Origin of the sequence: Microbispora bryophytorum, from assembly GCF_006874465.1 — a bacterium.
In the GTDB taxonomy this organism is placed as follows: Bacteria; Actinomycetota; Actinomycetes; order Streptosporangiales; family Streptosporangiaceae; genus Microbispora; species Microbispora bryophytorum.
In genome coordinates, this window is sequence record NZ_VIRL01000016.1 from 166,504 (window position 1) to 183,187 (window position 16,684).

General features: G+C 72.3%; 19 protein-coding genes. 7 read left to right on the forward strand and 12 right to left on the reverse strand.

Going from position 1 to position 16,684, the window contains the following annotated elements:
- Positions 1-72 precede the first annotated feature (72 nt).
- The gene (locus tag FLX07_RS25955) at positions 73-816 is read right to left on the reverse strand and encodes a dipeptidase (protein ID WP_142574273.1); all 744 of its coding nucleotides are present in this window, start codon (positions 814-816) and stop codon (positions 73-75) included.
- A gap of 92 nt (positions 817-908) precedes the next feature.
- Here FLX07_RS25955 and FLX07_RS25960 point away from each other — a divergent pair, with 92 nt between their 5' ends.
- Positions 909-1,529 (forward strand): IMPACT family protein, encoded by a 621-nt coding sequence (locus tag FLX07_RS25960; protein ID WP_142574274.1) that lies wholly within the window; start codon positions 909-911, stop codon positions 1,527-1,529.
- A gap of 40 nt (positions 1,530-1,569) precedes the next feature.
- On the opposite strand, the gene FLX07_RS25965 is transcribed toward FLX07_RS25960, so the two are convergent.
- On the reverse strand, positions 1,570-2,793 hold the full coding sequence (locus tag FLX07_RS25965; RefSeq protein WP_142574275.1) for an isochorismate synthase: 1,224 nt from the start codon (positions 2,791-2,793) through the stop codon (positions 1,570-1,572).
- Between the two features lie 171 nt (positions 2,794-2,964).
- Here FLX07_RS25965 and FLX07_RS25970 point away from each other — a divergent pair, with 171 nt between their 5' ends.
- The gene (locus tag FLX07_RS25970) at positions 2,965-3,780 is read left to right on the forward strand and encodes an SGNH/GDSL hydrolase family protein (RefSeq protein ID WP_142574276.1); all 816 of its coding nucleotides are present in this window, start codon (positions 2,965-2,967) and stop codon (positions 3,778-3,780) included.
- Positions 3,781-3,790: 10 nt separating this feature from the next.
- Here FLX07_RS25970 and FLX07_RS25975 read toward each other — a convergent pair whose 3' ends face one another.
- Positions 3,791-4,483, reverse strand: a complete 693-nt coding sequence (locus FLX07_RS25975) for a FadR/GntR family transcriptional regulator (protein ID WP_142574277.1) — start codon at positions 4,481-4,483, stop codon at positions 3,791-3,793.
- Between the two features lie 294 nt (positions 4,484-4,777).
- On the opposite strand from FLX07_RS25975, the gene FLX07_RS25980 reads away from it, so the two are divergent.
- Complete coding sequence (locus FLX07_RS25980; RefSeq protein ID WP_142574322.1) at positions 4,778-6,421, forward strand: 2-isopropylmalate synthase; 1,644 nt, start codon at positions 4,778-4,780, stop codon at positions 6,419-6,421.
- Here FLX07_RS25980 and FLX07_RS25985 read toward each other — a convergent pair whose 3' ends face one another.
- Positions 6,422-7,279: a helix-turn-helix transcriptional regulator gene (locus tag FLX07_RS25985; protein WP_142574278.1), complete on the reverse strand. Its 858-nt coding sequence runs from the start codon at positions 7,277-7,279 to the stop codon at positions 6,422-6,424.
- Between the two features lie 139 nt (positions 7,280-7,418).
- On the opposite strand from FLX07_RS25985, the gene FLX07_RS25990 reads away from it, so the two are divergent.
- Positions 7,419-8,348: an NADP-dependent oxidoreductase gene (locus FLX07_RS25990; RefSeq protein WP_229689593.1), complete on the forward strand. Its 930-nt coding sequence runs from the start codon at positions 7,419-7,421 to the stop codon at positions 8,346-8,348.
- A gap of 33 nt (positions 8,349-8,381) precedes the next feature.
- On the opposite strand, the gene FLX07_RS25995 is transcribed toward FLX07_RS25990, so the two are convergent.
- Positions 8,382-8,846 carry a MarR family winged helix-turn-helix transcriptional regulator gene (locus FLX07_RS25995; protein WP_142574279.1) on the reverse strand — a complete coding sequence of 155 codons (465 nt, stop codon included), beginning with the start codon at positions 8,844-8,846 and terminating at the stop codon, positions 8,382-8,384.
- A 106-nt stretch (positions 8,847-8,952) separates the two neighbouring features.
- Here FLX07_RS25995 and FLX07_RS26000 point away from each other — a divergent pair, with 106 nt between their 5' ends.
- Entirely contained in the window at positions 8,953-9,411 is a 459-nt protein-coding gene (locus FLX07_RS26000; RefSeq protein ID WP_142574280.1) for a MarR family winged helix-turn-helix transcriptional regulator, read from the forward strand.
- Here the strand turns inward: FLX07_RS26000 and FLX07_RS26005 are convergent.
- Positions 9,408-9,980, reverse strand: coding sequence for a CGNR zinc finger domain-containing protein (locus FLX07_RS26005; protein ID WP_142574281.1), 573 nt, complete (start codon positions 9,978-9,980; stop codon positions 9,408-9,410). The two genes, FLX07_RS26000 and FLX07_RS26005, sit on opposite strands and share 4 nt — an antisense overlap.
- A 21-nt stretch (positions 9,981-10,001) precedes the next feature.
- On the opposite strand from FLX07_RS26005, the gene FLX07_RS26010 reads away from it, so the two are divergent.
- The gene (locus FLX07_RS26010; protein ID WP_142574282.1) at positions 10,002-10,445 is read left to right on the forward strand and encodes a VOC family protein; all 444 of its coding nucleotides are present in this window, start codon (positions 10,002-10,004) and stop codon (positions 10,443-10,445) included.
- Positions 10,446-10,449: 4 nt separating this feature from the next.
- Here the strand turns inward: FLX07_RS26010 and FLX07_RS26015 are convergent, their stop codons facing one another.
- The 5 genes from FLX07_RS26015 to FLX07_RS26035 form a co-directional block, all read right to left on the reverse strand.
- On the reverse strand, positions 10,450-11,055 hold the full coding sequence (locus FLX07_RS26015; RefSeq protein ID WP_142574283.1) for a response regulator transcription factor: 606 nt from the start codon (positions 11,053-11,055) through the stop codon (positions 10,450-10,452).
- Positions 11,052-12,176, reverse strand: coding sequence for a sensor histidine kinase (locus FLX07_RS26020; RefSeq protein ID WP_142574284.1), 1,125 nt, complete (start codon positions 12,174-12,176; stop codon positions 11,052-11,054). The genes FLX07_RS26015 and FLX07_RS26020 overlap by 4 nt, the downstream gene beginning before the upstream one ends.
- Before the next feature lie 20 nt (positions 12,177-12,196).
- Complete coding sequence (locus FLX07_RS26025) at positions 12,197-12,922, reverse strand: ABC transporter permease (RefSeq protein ID WP_142574324.1); 726 nt, start codon at positions 12,920-12,922, stop codon at positions 12,197-12,199.
- On the reverse strand, positions 12,922-13,818 hold the full coding sequence (locus tag FLX07_RS26030; RefSeq protein ID WP_142574285.1) for an ABC transporter ATP-binding protein: 897 nt from the start codon (positions 13,816-13,818) through the stop codon (positions 12,922-12,924). Before FLX07_RS26030 ends, FLX07_RS26025 begins: the two co-directional genes overlap by 1 nt.
- Before the next feature lie 108 nt (positions 13,819-13,926).
- The gene (locus tag FLX07_RS26035) at positions 13,927-14,661 is read right to left on the reverse strand and encodes an alpha/beta fold hydrolase (RefSeq protein WP_142574286.1); all 735 of its coding nucleotides are present in this window, start codon (positions 14,659-14,661) and stop codon (positions 13,927-13,929) included.
- 42 nt (positions 14,662-14,703) lie between these two features.
- On the opposite strand from FLX07_RS26035, the gene FLX07_RS26040 reads away from it, so the two are divergent.
- A complete protein-coding gene (locus FLX07_RS26040; RefSeq protein WP_142574287.1) occupies positions 14,704-15,693 on the forward strand; it encodes a helix-turn-helix transcriptional regulator in 990 nt (329 codons plus the stop codon).
- Here FLX07_RS26040 and FLX07_RS26045 read toward each other — a convergent pair.
- Positions 15,675-16,514 (reverse strand): helix-turn-helix transcriptional regulator, encoded by an 840-nt coding sequence (locus FLX07_RS26045; protein ID WP_142574288.1) that lies wholly within the window; start codon positions 16,512-16,514, stop codon positions 15,675-15,677. The genes FLX07_RS26040 and FLX07_RS26045 overlap by 19 nt on opposite strands.
- Positions 16,515-16,684 lie beyond the last annotated feature (170 nt).

Here is a 16,684-nt window from a genome sequence, read left to right on the forward strand (position 1 = left end):
CCGCCTCGTGGTCGGCGGAGAACGACTCGCAGCAGACGAGCTCCTCCAGGTCGGCCAGCATGGCGGAGAGGTTCACAACGGCCTGCCCAGCTCGGCCAGGAACAGCCGCCGCACGTTGCCGCCGAGGATCTTCAGGATCTCGTCGCCGGACCGGCCGCGCCGCAGCAGGGCCTCGGTGACCAGGGGGCAGCCCGCGTGGCCCGTCCAGCCCGGGCAGGGCGGCGTAGGGGTCGATTCCGTCGAAGCCCTCACAGCACGGGGGAGTGATGTCGTGCAGCACCTCGCGTACGAAGTCGGGTCCCAGCCCCACGTGGTCGATCCCGGCGACCCCGCGACGTGCTCGATGTGGTCCACCAGCCGGTCCACGGTGTGGTCGGCCGGATCCTCGGCGAGGAAGACCGGGAAGAAGTTGACGCAGACGACCCCGCCGGTGGCGGCGACGCCGCGGATCTGGTCGTCGGTGAGGTTGCGGTGGTGGTCGCGCAGGGCGCGGGCGGACGAGTGCGTCGCCATCACCGGGCGGGTGGCCAGCTCCAGCACGTGCTCGACCCCGCGTGCGCCCAGGTGGGAGACGTCGAAGATCATGCCGAGCCGCTCCATCTCGCGTACGGCCGCCACCCCGGCGTGGGTCAGCCGGCCACCGGTGGCGTCCTCGCCGCTGCCGTCCGCCAGCGGCGTGCGCCCCCAGTGGGCGATCGAGGCGACCCGCACGCCGAGCCGGTGCAGGGTGGGCAGCAGTTCGACCGATGGGGGTGCTGGTGGAGTTCGCCTGACACCTCGCAGAGGGTACGGCAGGGAGGGAACGGGATAGTTCATCGGGTCTCACCAAAGAACGGTGTGATGTTCGTCCGCGTGCACGAAGAACCGACATTACTTTGTAAAGGCGGTGTGGTGAATAAGCTGATCCCGTGGCAGCGCCGTACCGGACCATCAGGGACATTGTCGAGCACGAGATCGAGATCCGCCGTTCGCGTTTCATCTGCGCGCTCGCCCCTGCGGCCACGGAGGAGGCCGCGCGGGAGTTCGTCGCCGAGCGCAGGCGGCTCTACGCCGACGCGACCCACAACTGCTCGGCGTACGTCGTCGGGGAGAGCGTGCGCAGGGCGGACGACGACGGGGAGCCCGGCGGCACGGCCGGCACGCCGATGCTGGAGATGCTCACCCGGCGCGGCTTCGCCGATGTGGCTGCGGTGGTCACCCGCTACTTCGGCGGGGTGCTGCTGGGCGCGGGCGGCCTCGCGCGGGCGTACGGCGGCGCGGTGGGGGAGACGCTCGACCGGGCGAAGGTGGTCGAGATGGTCCCCGCGGCGGTCGTGACCGTGTCGGTCGGCCACGCCCAGGCCGGGAGGCTGGAAAGCGACCTGCGCGCCTCGCCGTACGCGTTACGCGGGGTGGACTACGGCGCGCGGGTCGCCTTCGAGGTGGCGGTGGCCGAGGACCGGCTGCCCGTCTTCGAGGAGTGGATCGCGGCGGTCACCGCCGGGCGGGCCGTGACCGCGCTCGACGGCACCGTTCACCTCGCTCGCTGACGCGAGTCCCACCTCGCCCGTTCCGACAGGGCGACGCGCGTCACCCTTCCAGGGCGTACCGCATCACGCGGAGCTTGGCCTGCGCCTCGGCGAGCTCGGCGGCGGGGTCCGATTCGGCCATGATGCCGCAGCCGGCGAACAGCCGGGCGCGCCTGCCCGAGACGTACGCGCAGCGCAGCGCGATGCCCCACTCGCCGTCGCCGCGCGAGTCGATCCAGCCGACCGGCCCGGCGTAGCCCCCGCGGTCCATGCCCTCCAGCTCGCGGATGACGCCGATCGCGGCGCCGGTCGGCGTCCCGCCGACGGCGGCCGTGGGGTGCATGGCCGCCACCACGTCGAGCACCGACGCGCCGTCGGACAGCCGCCCGGTGACCCGGCTGGCCAGATGCTGCACGTTGGGCAGCACGAGGAGCTCGGGCTCGTCGGGGACGTTCAGCGTCGAGCACAGGGGGGCGAGAGCCTCCCGGACCGAGGCGACCGCGTAGGCGTGCTCGTGACGGTCCTTCTCCGAGGCGTACAGCGCGGCGCCGCGGGCGGCGTCGTCGGCCGGGCCGCCGCCCCGCGCCGTCGTGCCCGCGAGCACCAGCGACTCCACCGCCTGGCCGGTGTGCCGCACCAGCAGCTCCGGTGTCGCGCCGACCAGCCCGTCCACGGAGAACGTGTAGCACTCGGGGTAACGCTCGGCCAGCCGGTCCAGCAGCACGCGGGGGTCGATGTCCCGCTCGGCGACGGCCGTCAGGTCGCGGGCGAGCACGACCTTGTCCAGCATGCCGTCCTTGATCCGCCGTACGGCTCGCGCGACCCGGTGCTCCCACTGGGCCGCCGTCAGCGAGCCGTCGGCGTACCGGATGCGGCCGGGCTCCCTCGGCGGGGAGAACAGGTCGAAGGCGCTGTCGCCGATCGTGGTGAGCCAGGCGCGGCCGTCCCGCCGGGCGAGCACCACGCGGGGGACGACCAGCACGGTCCCCGGGGCGTGGCCGTCGAAGGTGAAGGAGCCGAAGGCGACCGGTCCCGAGCCCGGCACGCCGACCTCGTCCTCGATGAGCGCCCCCGCGAACAGCGAGGAGAGCCAGCCGCGTGCCCAGTCGAACCGGCCGGGGCCTGCCGGCACCGCGGCCCGTGCCGCCTCCCCCCAGCCCACGAGTCCCTCACCGTGTCTGATCCAGGCGTACGGCGCGGCGTCGGGCAGACGCGCCAGCAGATCGTCAGGGTCGCTCACCGCGACCGTGCGAACCACGAGGGGCCGGATAAGAGCGACACTCACTCGACTCACTCTACGCAGGATCTGAACGTGTTCGACAACAGGCCCCCCTTGCGTTCGCGGGCCCCACCTGTCAAGCCGCGATAGGAACTTGGTCATGGAAGGGTCGCCTTCCCTGGTGGCGATAGAGCGCACCTCCACGCGATCCCTACCTTTGATCTCCCGGAGGTGCCCATGATCAAGAAGATCACGCCAGTCCTGGCCACGGCCGTCCTGCTCGTGCCGACCGGCGCCCACGCCCGTACGATGCCCGCCGTCATGGCGGCGCTGGGCGACTCGATCAGCGCAGGGTTCAACGCCTGCGGCTGGTACGTCGCCTGCACGTCCCGCTCCTGGTCCGCGGGCGACTCGCCGTCGGTGAACAGCCACTATCTGCGCCTGCTCACGATGGGGAGCGCGATCAAAGGGCACAACCTGAACTTCGCCGTCCCGGGGGCGACCAGCGCCGACCTGGCCGGGCAGGCGCGCAAGGCCGTCCAGGCCGGGGCCGGCTACGTCACCGTCCTGATCGGCGCGCAGGACGCCTGCGTGGGCTCCGAGAAGGAGATGACCCCCGTGACCGCGTTCCGGCGCAACATCGACGCCGCCTTCGACGTGCTGCGGCCCACCGGCGCGCGAGTCTACGTCGCGAGCATCCCGGATATCAAGCGCCTGTGGCGGGTCGGCAAGGCCAACGGATGGGCGCCCGTCTTCTGGGGGATCGGCCACATCTGCCAGTCGATGCTGGCCAACCCGAAGTCCACCGCGAAGAAGGACGAGGCCAGGCGCGACCGGGTGCGCGAGCGGGTGATGGACTACAACGAGCAGCTCGGGCAGGCATGCGAGAGCTACGGCCCGGCCTGCCACTACGACGGGGGCGCGGTCTTCTCCTACCCGTTCACCCTCAAGCAGGTGAGCGGGTGGGACTACTTCCACCCCAACGCCGACGGGCAGAAGGCCCTCGCCAAGATAACCTTCGACGCGGGCTTCTTCGCCGACGTGGAGCCCTGATCGCGTTCACTCAGCCCGCGCGGCGGAGGCGGCCGAGGGTCTGCTCCAGTTCCTCCTGCAGCACGCGGCCCGCGCCGTCGGCGTCACCGCCCTCGACGGCGCCGACGAACGCCGCGTGGGTGTGGTCTCCCGGGTTCGGGTCGCCCGCCCGCAGGTCGAGCAGGTCCACCAGGGCGACCAGACCCTCGCGCAGCCGGGGGACGAACTCGGCGAACAGGTCGGTCAGCACCGGGTTGTGCGCGGCCGCGACGACGGCCGCGTGCAGAGCGATGTCGGCGTCGACGAAGGCGGCGTCACTTTCCCGCGCGGCGGCCCGCCGCGCCTCCAGCGCCGCGTGCAGCGCCGTCACGTCGTCCGGCGTACGGCGCCGCGCCGCCAGCCGGGCGGCCTGCACCTCGACCAGCATCCGCACCTCGTAGACGTCGGCCACGGCGGCACGGCGCAGGCGGGCCGTCCAGTCCTCAGCAGGACTGGTGGCGATGACGAAGACCCCGGCGCCCTGCCGCGCCTGCACCAGCCCGGCTCCGGCCAGTGCGCGCAGGGCCTCGCGGACGGTGGAACGGCCCACGCCCAGGGTCGTGGCCAGGGTCGTCTCGCCGGGCAGTCGGGTGCCGACCGGCCAGCGGCCCTCCGCGATCTGCTCGCGCAGGCTCTCGACGGCCTGGTCGACCAGAGGGCTGCGACGGAGTGCGCCGAGCGCCATCGACTTTCACCTCTCAGGTTGTCGGATCTCAGGTTGTCTGAGGAGTTGTTCTGTGGTTAGTCTAACCGCCATGTCGCCGCGCTGGTCCTTCGGCCGTATCTCCGGCCTGCTTCTCAGTCGCCGCGGCGGGGTTTGACCCGAGACCGGCGCCCCGCCGCGGAGTGCCGTTCCGCCGGTCGCCGGCAGTCCGACCAAAGGACCATCTCCGTGACCACCGTCTTCCCCACGATTCGCACCCCGCGTGGCGCGGTGCCCGCCGATGCTCCCGCCTGGAATCCCCAGCGGGGCAGCGAGATGCCGTCTCACCGCTACCGGCCCGCCCACGAGCGGGTCGAGATTCCCGAGATCCGGCGCGCCTGGCCCGGGCGCAGGATCGAGCAGGCCCCCCTGTGGGTGCCCGTGGACCTGCGCGACGGCAACCAGGCGCTGGCCGAGCCGATGGACACGCCGCGCAAGCGCCGCATGTTCGACCTCCTCGTCGCGATGGGGTTCAAGGAGATCGAGGTCGGCTACCCGTCGTCGAGCCGGACCGACTTCGACTTCGTCCGTCACCTGGCCACAGGCGGCGCGGTGCCGGACGACGTGACCCCCGTGGTGTTCACGGCGGCCCGCCGCGACCTCATCGAGCAGACCTTCGCCTCAATCCAGGGCATGCCGCGCGCGGTGGTGCACCTGTACACCGCGACCGCGCCGGTCTGGCGCGACGTCGTGCTCGGACAGGACCGGGCCGGGCTGCACGCGCTCATCCGGGAGGCCGCCGGGCACATCGCGCGGCTCGCCGACGCCATGCCGGCAACGGCGCTGCGGTTCGAGTTCTCCCCTGAGGTGTTCAACTGCACCGAGCCCGACTTCATCCTGGAGGTCTGCAACGGCCTCACCCGGTTGTGGGACGCCTCGCCCGACCGGCCGGTGATCCACAATCTGCCCGCCACCGTCGAGATCGCCACGCCGAACCTGTACGCCGACCAGATCGAGTACATGCACCGCCACCTCGAACGGCGTGACGCGGTCATCCTCTCGGTCCACCCTCACAACGACAGGGGCACGGGGGTGGCCTGCGCGGAGCTCGCCGTACTGGCCGGGGCGCAGCGCGTCGAGGGCTGCCTGTTCGGCAACGGCGAGCGCACCGGGAACGTCGACCTCGTCACTCTCGCGCTCAACCTGTACGCGCAGGGCGTCGACCCGATGGTGGACTTCTCCGACATCGACGTCATCCGGCGGACCGTCGAGGAGTGCAACCGCCTGCCGGTCCACGTACGGCATCCGTACGGCGGAGACCTGGTCTACACGGCCTTCTCCGGGACCCACCAGGACGCGATCAGCAAGGGCCTCGCCCACCACGAGCGCGCGGCGGCCGAGCGGGGCGTGCCGGTGGGGGAGGCGCCCTGGTCGGTGCCCTACCTGCCGATCGACCCGGCCGACGTCGGCCGCACGTACGAGGCGGTCATCCGGGTCAACAGCCAGTCGGGCAAGGGCGGCATCGCCCACCTCCTCCAGGCGCACCACGGGCTCGACCTGCCGAAGGCGCTGCGCGCGGAGTTCTCCCGCGTCGTGCAGGACGCGACGGACCGCAGCGGGCGGGAGGCCACGCCTGAGGACCTGCTCCGGTTGTTCCGCGCCGCTTACATGGCGCAGGACGGGCCGGTCACGCTGGGCGAGGGCGAGGGCGAGGGCGCCGGACCGGCGGCGGCCCTCGCCGCCGCGCTGGAGGCGTCCGGAATCGCGGTGGAGGTGCTCTGGCAGGGCGGGCATCCGGCGGAGGGCGGCGCCGTCGCCTACGCCCGGTGCCGCGTCGGCGACACGTCCGTCTGGGGGGCGGGCGAGGACACCGACGCCGCGTCGGCGTCCGCCAGGGCGGTGCTCGCCGCCGTCAACCGCGCCCTGGCCGGGCAGCGGGGTGACCGCTCGCAGGGGTGGCCGGGCGACGTCATGCCTTGATCAGGTACGCGTCGCGGCGGTGCCGTGCCGGTGCTGCGGGCCGAGCACGCGCAGCATGTCGAGCGCCTCGGTGCCGCCGGGCGGCGGGGTGAAGACCCGCAGCCGCTGGTCCGCGGCAGGTGTCGCCAGCACCTCGCAGTCGAACTCGATCCTGCCCAGCTCGGGATGCATGAGCCGGTACGGGTGTGACCTGCGCACCGCGACCTCGTGCCGGTCCCAGAGCGTCGCGAACTCGGCGCTGGCCGCGCGGAGCCGCGTGACAAGCGTGCGGGCCGCCGCGTCGTCCCCGCGGCGGGCGACCGCGGCGCGCAGGTCGGCGACCAGCTGCCGGGAGTGCTCCTCGTGCTCCTCGGCGGCGAAGTGGTCGCGCACGTCCGGCTCGGTGAACCAGCGCAGCACGATGTTGCGGTCCTCCTGGGCCACCGTGCACACGCACCCGAACAACGCCTGCGCCATGTCGTTCTGCGCCAGCACGTCGCCCAGATCGCTCAGGATCTGGACCGGAACGCCGTCCAGCCGGTCGAGGAGGTACAGCATGCCCGGCCGCAGGTACTCCCCGGCCCGCGCCCCCTCCGGCGGGCGGTGCCCGGCGAGCAGGTAGAGGTGGTCGCGCTCGTCGGCGGTCAGCCGCAGCGCGTGCGTCAGCGCGGACAGCACCTGAACCGAGGGTTGTGGGCTCCTGGCCTGTTCGAGCCGCATGTAATAGTCGGCCGACATCCCGGCGAGTGCCGCGACCTCCTCGCGGCGCAGTCCAGGCGTACGCCGCCTCGGCCCCTCGACCAGTCCGACGTCCCGTGGAGTCAGCCGCTCCCGGGACCGGCGCAGGAAATCGGCGAGGTCGTCGCGGTGAATCCCCATATCGCTAGTGATATCACCGTTCGTTCAGCACATCCTGGGACCGTCGATCCTAGGTAGACCGCTCCGTTCCTGGGCCTTCGCCGGCGAGTGCATAGTCGAGACGTGGCCGTCCCAAGGCCTGCCCCGACGAGGAAGAACGGTGATCAACGCGATGAAGGCGGTGCGGTTCCACGAGTACGGCGGCATCGATGTGCTGCGGGTGGAGGAGGTGGCGCGTCCGGTGCCCGGCCCCGGGCAGGTGCTGGTCGAGATGCGCGCGGCCGGGATCCAGCCCGGCGAGGTGATGATCCGGAAGGGCGCACGGCACGAGCGCTGGCCGGCGACGTTCCCCTCCGGGCAGGGCAGCGATCTGGCCGGTGTCGTGGTGGAGGCCGGTCCGCAGGTGCGTGGCGTCGCGGTGGGCGACGAGGTCCTCGGCTTCACACACAACAGGGCGAGCCACGCGGAGTTCGTCGTGGCCGACGACGTGAATCTGACCCCGCGTCCGAAGGGGCTGCCCTGGGACGTGGCCGGGTCGTTGTACGTGGCCGGCACGACCGCGTACGCCACCGTGTTCGCGGTCGACCCCGGTCCGGCCGACACGGTCGTCGTGTCCGGTGCGGCGGGCGGCGTCGGGTCCCTTGCCGTGCAGCTCGCGCGGCGGCGCGGCGCCACGGTCATCGGGCTGGCGAGCGAGCCGAATCACGCCTGGTTGAAGGATCGCGGCGTCGTCCCGGTCGCGTACGGACAGGGCGTGGCCGAGCGGATCCGGCAGGCCTCCGGCGGGAACGTCGACGCCTTCATCGACACGTTCGGCGACGGCTACGTGGATCTGGCGGTGGAGCTGGGCGTACGGCCCGAGCGGATCGACACGATCCGCGACTGGCGGGCCGCGGCCAGGGTCGGCGCGCGGACCTGCGGAGAGGGCGCGGCGGCGTGCGCGGTCGTGCTCGGCGAGCTGGCCAGGCTCGCCGCGCGCGGGGAGCTCGAGGTGCCGATCGCCCGCGTCTACCCGCTGGAGCGGGTGCGGGACGCGTTCCGCGAGCTGGAACGGGGGCACACGCACGGCAAAATCGTGCTCCATCCCTAGAGGGCCGGAACCGCCCGCGCCCTCGGATGGCCGCTACGCGCCGGCGAGCCGCCCGAGTGCGGCGGCGGCGCGTTCTCTGGCCGCCAGCACCACCGTGAGAGCGGTGTCGAGCTCGGCTGGATCGATGCCCCCGAAGACGGCATCTGTGACCTGGCGCGCATGCGCGTACAGGGCCGTGAAGTGGTCCGTGCCGGCTTCGGTGAGTTCCGCTTCGACGGAGGCGCTTTCGGGTCGGTACGCGATGTGGCCCGCAGCAACGGCGCGCTCGAGCACCCGCATGGTGTCCGGCTCGGCCAGGTCCAGTCCGCGGTCGAGTTCCTTCGCCACCTCGTCAAGGGGCAGTGGAGCGCCCGCCTCCCAGAGCAGGGTCAGGAGCATCCAGGTGGGGAAGTCCGAGTCGAAGTCCGCGAGGGCGCGGCGGTGCAGCTTGCCGATCAGGCGTGCGGTCTCGCCGAACGCGCGGCCGAGGCTGGGACGTGAATCGGGGTTCACGGTCATCCGAGTCTCCTTGTTGCGTGGTGGCCAGTTATTGGTGCCACCAATGTTGGTGTCACCCACCATACATGAATTGATGGCGTCACCAACGATCGATTAGCCTGAGGGGGTGGACGGCACTACGCACCCGACACCCGCCCGGCTGCTCGCCCTGCCGAGTTGGGTGATCAATCAGGCCGCGATCGCGGCCAACCGGCTGACCGACCGAGCGTTGGCGGGCACGAGTTCCCGGCGCCAGTTCGCGATGCTGGCGGCCCTCGACGAGTTCGGCCCATCCAGCCAAGCCGATCTGGGCAGATGCACCGGAATCGATCGCAGCGATGTGGTGGCGGGGGTGAACGCGATGGTCAAGCAAGGATTCCTGCAGCAGCGTCCCGACCCGGCCGACGGCCGGCGCAACATCGTCACGCTCACCCCCGAGGGGAAAGATCATCTGGAGAGGCTCAGCGCCCTCATCGCCGGCGCCCAGGACGAACTACTGCACGCCCTCTCCCCTTCGGAATCAGAAATGGTCGTCGACCTGCTCAAACGCGTCCTCGACAGTGGCTGGCGCGCAGACGAACGCTAGCGTTCCCGGGAACGGTGGGCGCGGACCTTGTGGCGGTTGCCGCACCGCTCCATCGAGCACCAGCGCCTGCTGCCCGGGCGTGAGGTGTCGACGAAGATGAGCGCGCAGTTGTCCCCCGCGCACTCCCGCACGCGGTCCGCGTACGGGCCGGTGAACAGCTCGATCGCGTCTCTCGCGACGGTCGCGATCACCTGGCTCCCGGTCGCGGGGGCGACCCGGGATCGCAGCCCGTCCGCCGTCATCACGGGCGTCAGCGGTGGCGCCGCCGCCGCGTGGTTGACCGCGTCCACATCCGCCGGTCTCGGCGTGCGGCCATGGACGCGGTCGCCGGCCAGCCCCCACAGGGCGGTGCGCAGGGCTTTGGCGCGGGTGAGCTCGTCGGCCGTCGTGTCCACTTCCTCCAGGCCGAGCCGGGACACGGCGGCCCACCGGGCGAGGTCGGCCGGCTCGTGCAGCGTCTCGTAGTGGGCGTAGACCCCCACGCCGCCGCTCACGAGGAACTCCAGGCAGAGGGTGCCCGGATCGAACCGGAAGGAGACCCCGTCACGCGGGTGTAGCGTCAGGCTCATGTAACCACTATAAAGGGTTACATGACTCTCGAATGGAAGCTCGTCGTCGACTGCGCCGACCCGCACGCGCAGGCCGCGTTCTGGGCGCAGGCCCTCGGATACGAGGTGGAGGACAACAGCGCGCTGGTCGGCCGGCTCCTGGCCGCCGGCGTCGTGGGAGAGGAGGCGGTGACCCCCGACCACGCGGCCTTCCGGACGCTGCGGGCGGTACGGCACCCGGACGACCCGGTCGATCCGGACAGCGGCACCGGGCTCGGCCGCCGGATCCTCTTCCAGGCGGTCCCCGAGCCGAAGGCGGGCAAGAACCGCCTGCACATCGACCTGCACGCGGGCCCCGAGCGCAGGGACGCCGAGGTGGACCGGCTCACGGCGCTCGGCGCCACCGTACTGCAGGTCGTCAGGGAGCCTGGGAGCCACCACGTGACCATGGCCGACCCCGAGGGCAACGAGTTCGACGTGCAGTGAGCCCCTACAGCCAGCCGTTGTGGCGAGCCAGGCGGGCGGCCTCGATCCGGTTCCTGGTGCCGGTCTTGCCGATGGCCGACGACAGGTAGTTGCGCACGGTGCTCTCCGACAGGTGGAGACGGGCCGAGATGTCGGAGATCGTGGAGCCGTCGACCGCCGCGGCGAGGACGTCCCGCTCCCGGTCGGTCAGCGGGCTCGGGCCGGTGCTGAGCGCGGCCGCCGCGAGCGCGGGGTCGATGACCCGCTCGCCGCGCAGCACGCGGCGGACGGCGTCGGCGAGATCCTCCACCGGGCCGTCCTTGACCAGGAACCCGCGCGCCCCGGCTTCCATGGCCCGGCGCAGGTAGCCGGGCCGCCCGAACGTCGTGAGGATGAGCACGGCGCAGCCGGGCAGGCGCTCACGCAGGTCGGCGGCGCTGTCCAGCCCGCCGCGGCCCGGCATCTCGATGTCGAGCAGGGCCACGTCGGGCCGGGTGCGCAGGGCGGTGTCCACCACCTCGTCGCCGTGGCCGACCTGGGCGACGACCTCGATGTCCTCCTCCAGGCCGAGGAGCAGGGCCAGCGCGCCGCGCATCATGCCCTGGTCCTCGGCCAGCAGCACCTTGATCACTGACCGTCCTCCTCCGCGTACGGCACGGCCACCCGGAGCAGGAAGCCGCCGTCGGCCGGCGCCGTGGTCTCGACGGTGCCGGCGACGGCCTTCACCCGCTCACGCAGGCCGATCAGCCCGTTGCCGTGCCCGTGGGCCTTCTGCGGCGGGCCGTCGTCGCGGATCTCCAGCACCAGGACCCCGCCGTCGTCGCGCAGGCCGATCTCGCACGCCGACGCGCGGCTGTGCCGTACGACGTTGGTCACGCCCTCGCGCACGGCCCAGCCGAGCAGGGCGTCGGCCTCGGGACCGGGCCGTACGGAGGAGATGCGGACGGTCGCCTCGATACCGGCGTCCGCGAGCACGGCGCGGGCGGAGTCGAGTTCGGCGGCCAGGCCCCTGCCCCGGTAACCGGTGACGGCGGCCCGCACCTCGGTCAGCGCCTGCCGCCCGATCTGCTCGATGTCGGCCGCCTGTCCGGCCGACGCGTCCGCGTCCACCCGGGCCAGCCGGCGCACGGCCTCGGCCTTGACGACCATGATCGAAAGGGTGTGTCCGAGCAGGTCGTGCAGGTCGCGGGAGAAGCGCAGCCGCTCCTCGGCCACCGCGGCGCGGGCCAGCTCCTCGCGGGTGGCCTTGAGCTCGTGGATGGCCTCCCACAGCCGGATGATGATCGCTGGGATCAGGCCCGCGGTGAACGTGCCCCAGATCATGGAGAGCACACCGGTGAGGTCGGCGTCGGCCCGTACGGCCACGACCAGAGCGGCGGCGCACTCGGTGAGCAGCACCACCGGCAGGATCTTGCCGCGCACGGTGGTCCCGGTGGCGACGGCCAGCATCATGATCAGGTAGAGCCAGTTGCCCTCGAACCCGGCGGCGGACGCCAGGACCACCACCGCGAGCAGCCCCAGCAGCGGCAGCGCACGCCGCCGGTCCGTGAAGGCGAAGTGCGTGGCGGCCACGTACAGCCCGGCGGCGGCCAGCGCGGCCGGCCATGCCAGCCAGAGGGGATGGGACCGGCCGTGTGCGATGTCCCACACGGGTGCCGCCGTCACGGCCACCCACATGTACATGCCCTTGGCGTCGGGGCCGCGCTCGCCCTCGCGCAGCGGGTCGAGCCAGGTGTCGCGTTCTGTCGTCATCGGCAACGTCACATTAGCGGTCAGGCCCGGCGACCGGCGCGGCGGTAGCCGTACACCGCGTAGACGCCGAAGACGAGCAGCCAGGCCGACAGGAGGACGACCTGACGGAGGCTGGGGACGTCGCCGAAGGCGATCCGCCAGGACAGGCCCGCGTAGCTGTTCGACGGGGTCCACTCGGCGATCGCCCGCAGCCAGGACGGGAAGTTCTCGACCGGCACCCACAGGCCGCCGAGGATCGACAGCGTCAGCATGGTCGCGATGTTGGCCATCGCCGCCGACTGACCCGACAGGCGGTAGCCGTTGCCGAGACCGAGCAGGGAGAAGGGCACGGTGCCCGCCCACAGGAGCGCGACGATCGCCAGCCACCGCTGCGGGGGGAGCGTGACGTGGTTGACCAGCACGCCGGCCAGCAGCACCGCCGCGATGCTCGGCACTACGGCGACCGCTCCGGTGACGACCTTCCCGGCCACGACCTGGGCGGGGGTCAGCGGGGTGAGCCGCAACTGGCGCAGCCATCCCGCCGCGCGGTCCTCGGCGATGCCGCTGCCGTTGTTGAACGCGCCGCCGAGCGCGCCGTACGCCGCCATGCTCACCATCGTGTAGATCGCGGCGTCGTGCCGGTCGCCGGGGGCCAGGCCGAGGTTGGTGAAGACGAGGTACATGACGACCGGCATCACGATCGCGAAGATCACATAGCCGCCGTCACGCATGGACCTGGTCAGTTCGAGCCGTACGTATCCCCACATCACGCGTTCTCCTTCGCCGTGAGGGCCACGAAGGCGTCCTCCAGGCCGGCCGGGACGACCTCCAGGTCGCGGACGGCGCCCGCGCGGGCGAGGGCCATGACGGTGGCGTCGGAGTCGCCGCTGCGCAAGTGGACCCGGCCGCCCCTGATCTCCATGTGGCGCACGCCCGGCAGGGTCGCGAGCCAGGCGGACTCGCCGTCGGCGGTCACGCTCACCGTGGTCAGCGCCGCCGCCCGCTTGACCTCCGCGCTGGTGCCGTCGGCGATCACCCGGCCGTGGCCGAGCACGACGACGCGGTCGGCGTGCTCGTCGGCCTCGTCCAGATAGTGGGTGCTGAACAGGATGGTCATGCCCTGGCCGGCCAGCCCGCGCATGCCGCTCCAGAACTCGCGCCGGGCCGTCACGTCGAGCGCGGCGGTGGGCTCGTCGAGGACGATCAGGTCGGGGTCGCCGCACACCGCCATCGCGAACCGCACGCGCTGCGCCTGCCCGCCGGACAACCGGTCCACCCGGCGGTCGCGCAGGTCTTCGATCCGGGCGAGCGCGAGCACCCGGTCGAGGGGGAGGGGAGCGGCGTACGTCCCGGACACGAAGGTCAGCAACTCGCGGACCGTGACGCGGGGGATCAGGCCGCCCTCCTGCGGCATCGCGCCCGCCAGGCCCTGCCGTACGGCCTGCTCCGGGTCGAGGCCGAACAGCGCGGCCCGCCCGGAGTCGGGCGGCAGCAGTCCGAGCAGCAGCGCGATGGTGGTCGACTTGCCCGCGCCGTTGGGGCCGAGGAGAGCGACCGTCTGACCGCGGGGGATGGCGAGCGTGAGCCCGTCCACGGCCCGTACGGGGCCGAAGCGTTTGGTCGCCGAGGTCAGGGAGACGGCGTCGGCGGTTTTCGTGGTCATGGGGACGACGGTAGGCAGGCGACGCCGGCCCAGGTAGAGAGATCGATACGGCCCTGGGCGGGACAAATGTCCCGCCCAGAGAATCTACAATGTAAAGGCGTCGGCTTGTTACACCATTTCGGAAAGGAGTACGGCCAGGTCGCCGGGACGGGAGAACATCGGCCAGTGACCGGTGGGCAGCTCACGCAATTCCCACTCCGGCCCGGCCAGCGGTGCGAACGCCGGGTGTCCGGTCGCGATCAGCTCCTTGACCTGCGTCAAAGGGAACGAGCAGCTAACCAGGGTCTTCGGCAACGCGGCGAACGCGGCGGCGGCGTCTCCCAGGGCGAGGGGCTGCGTGATCGTGCCGAGCGGCTGGCCGGTGGCCCGGGAGGCCATCAGCGCACGCTCGGGCTCGCCCAGCCCCTCCAGGCTCGAACCCGACTCCTGCAGTTCGTCCCACGAGGGCATGGGGTAGCGCCAGCCGTCCACGACGCGCTTGTCGACGAACTCGCGCCCGGTGAGGTCGATCTGGGCCATGCCGTCCGGCACCGGGCCGCTCTCGACGTACACGACCCGGCTCACACGGCCGGCCGCGCGGGCGGCGGCTCCGGTGACCGCGGCGGCGCTCCCGCTGTGGCCGACGAGCACCACGTCGTTCAGGTCCTCGGCCTCGACGAGGCCGGTGATGTCGCGGATGTGGGTGTCGAGGTCGAGATCGGGGGAGGCGAGGTGGGCGCGGTCCGCGAGGCCGGTGAGGGTCAGGGGGTGGACCTCGTGCCCCATGCCGCGAAGGGCGGCGGTCACGTCCCGCCATGCCCATGCGCCCAGCCAGAAACCCGGAACGAGTACGTATGTCGTCATGTTTCGACGCTAGAGCCGAATCAGGGCAGAATCGGTCCTGATATGTCGACCAATCGCGTTCTCGCCTTCCTGGAGCTGCTGCAGGCCAGGCCCGGGCTCACCGGTCCGGAGCTGGCCGAGCGCCTGGAGGTGGACGTGCGGAGCGTGCGCCGCTACGTGCGCAGGCTGGAGGACCTCGGCATTCCGGTGCAGGCCGAGCGGGGACGCTACGGCGGCTACCGGCTGATGCCGGGTTACCGGCTGCCGCCGCTCATGCTCACCGGCGACGAGGCCACCGCCGTGGTGCTCGGGCTGCTCGCGGGCCGCCGCGCGGGCCTGACGGTGGGCGAGGGGGCGGCGGAGAGCGCGCTCGCGAAGATCCAACGGGTGCTGCCCGGCACCCTGCGCGACCGGATCGGCGCCGTCGAGGACATGGTCGGGCTGACCACCCGCTCCGCCGCGACCTCCCGGCCGAGCGGCGCCACGTTGCTGACGCTGGCCGACGCGGCCCGGCGTCGTCTCCGCGTACGGCTGGCCTATCGGTCCTACCGGGGACAGGACAGCGAGCGGACGGTCGATCCCTACGGGCTGGTGTTCCACTCGGGCCGCTGGTATCTGACCGGCCATGACCACCGCAGGGGCGAGGTGCGGACGTTCCGGCTCGACCGGATCGGCCGGGCGGAGACGACGGAGGAGGAGTTTCCCGCCCCGGGGGAGTTCGACGCGGTCGCCCACGTCATGGAGTCGCTGGCCTCCGTACCGTACCGGTACGAGGTCGAGGTGGTGCTGGCCACGACGATGGAGGAGGCCCGGCGGCGGATCCCGCCGACGGTGGCCGCGCTCGCCCCGGTTGACGGGAGCGCGGTGAACGGCGGCGCGGTTGACGGCGGCGTACGGATGACCGGCCGCGCGGAACGGCTGGACGGCATGGCGCAGGTGCTGGCGGGCCTCGGCGTGCCGTTCACCGTGGTCGGCCCGCCCGAACTGCGCGAGGAGGTCCGGGCGCTCGCCCGTCGTCTGGAGGAGTGGACCGGTCAGGCCCCGAGGTGCTGACTGCCGATGACGGCGAGCAGGCGCAGCTTGTCGTGGCTCTCGGTGCCCGGCGTGGCCGTGTAGACGAGCAGCGCCTGCGACTGGTCGGGATCGAGCAGCGTCTGGCACTGCAGTTCCAGCACGCCGAGTTGGGAGTGCACGAGGCGCTTGTCGGCCGGGTGCCCCAGGCCGACCTCGTGCCTGTCCCAGAGCGCGGCGAACTCGGGGCTGCGGCCGAGGAGGTCGCGGGTGAGGGCGGCGGCGCGCGACCGGGGCCCCTCGCGCGTGGCGGCCTCGCGCAGCAGGGAGGTGAACACCCGTCCGTACAGCGGATGGTCGTCCTCCAGGTAGAGGCGTCGCTCGGCCGGGTCGGTGAACCACCGGTAGAAGACGCTGCGCTCCATGCCGCTGAAGCCGGTCTGGTCGCCGAACAGGGCGACGGCGGCCGGGGTCTGCCGGAGCGTCTCGCCGAGTGCCGTGGTGACCAGGGCGGGTGTGTCGCAGAGCCGGTCGAGCACGCGCATGATCCCCGGGTTCACGTGGTCGCTCCGCAGCGCGCGTTGCGGTGCGCTGTGGCCGGCGAGAAGGAAGAGGTGGTCACGCTCGGCGAGGGTGAGGCGCAGGCCACGGGCGATCGCGGAGAGCATCTGGTCCGACGGCTGCGGTCCTCTCTGGCGTTCCAGACGGCTGTAGTAGTCGCTGGACATGCCGCAGAGGGCGGCCACCTCCTCGCGGCGGAGTCCGCTGGTGCGCCGGCGCGGCCCGCGGACCATCCCGACGTCCTCGGGCTGCAGGGCCTCCCTGCGCCTGCGCAGGAAATCCGCCAGTCCCTCGCGGTCCACCCTCGGCCTCCTCGCCTTCTCCCGTCCCCGCTCATCCTGTCGCGCCGGTCACGGCGTATCCACGGCCTGCCGATCCCCGGATAAGGAGGCCCCGGCTGCGCGAGCCCCGATTGCGTGGGCCGTGGCTGCGTGAACCGTGGACATGTGGGCCGTGGCAGCCCGGCGCGCGA

Coding starts and splice junctions, on each gene's coding strand:
- FLX07_RS26030 (WP_142574285.1), bottom strand. CDS start 13,818: ATGACCACGAAAACCGCCGACGCCGTCTCCCTGACCTCGGCGACCAAA.
- FLX07_RS25975 (WP_142574277.1), bottom strand. CDS start 4,483: ATGGCGCTCGGCGCACTCCGTCGCAGCCCTCTGGTCGACCAGGCCGTC.
- FLX07_RS25980 (WP_142574322.1), top strand. CDS start 4,778: ATGCCGTCTCACCGCTACCGGCCCGCCCACGAGCGGGTCGAGATTCCC.
- FLX07_RS26005 (WP_142574281.1), bottom strand. CDS start 9,980: ATGAGCCTGACGCTACACCCGCGTGACGGGGTCTCCTTCCGGTTCGAT.
- FLX07_RS25985 (WP_142574278.1), bottom strand. CDS start 7,279: ATGGGGATTCACCGCGACGACCTCGCCGATTTCCTGCGCCGGTCCCGG.
- FLX07_RS26040 (WP_142574287.1), top strand. CDS start 14,704: ATGTCGACCAATCGCGTTCTCGCCTTCCTGGAGCTGCTGCAGGCCAGG.
- FLX07_RS25995 (WP_142574279.1), bottom strand. CDS start 8,846: ATGACCGTGAACCCCGATTCACGTCCCAGCCTCGGCCGCGCGTTCGGC.
- FLX07_RS25955 (WP_142574273.1), bottom strand. CDS start 816: ATGAACTATCCCGTTCCCTCCCTGCCGTACCCTCTGCGAGGTGTCAGG.
- FLX07_RS26020 (WP_142574284.1), bottom strand. CDS start 12,176: ATGACGACAGAACGCGACACCTGGCTCGACCCGCTGCGCGAGGGCGAG.
- FLX07_RS26010 (WP_142574282.1), top strand. CDS start 10,002: ATGACTCTCGAATGGAAGCTCGTCGTCGACTGCGCCGACCCGCACGCG.
- FLX07_RS26025 (WP_142574324.1), bottom strand. CDS start 12,922: ATGTGGGGATACGTACGGCTCGAACTGACCAGGTCCATGCGTGACGGC.
- FLX07_RS25970 (WP_142574276.1), top strand. CDS start 2,965: ATGATCAAGAAGATCACGCCAGTCCTGGCCACGGCCGTCCTGCTCGTG.
- FLX07_RS26035 (WP_142574286.1), bottom strand. CDS start 14,661: ATGACGACATACGTACTCGTTCCGGGTTTCTGGCTGGGCGCATGGGCA.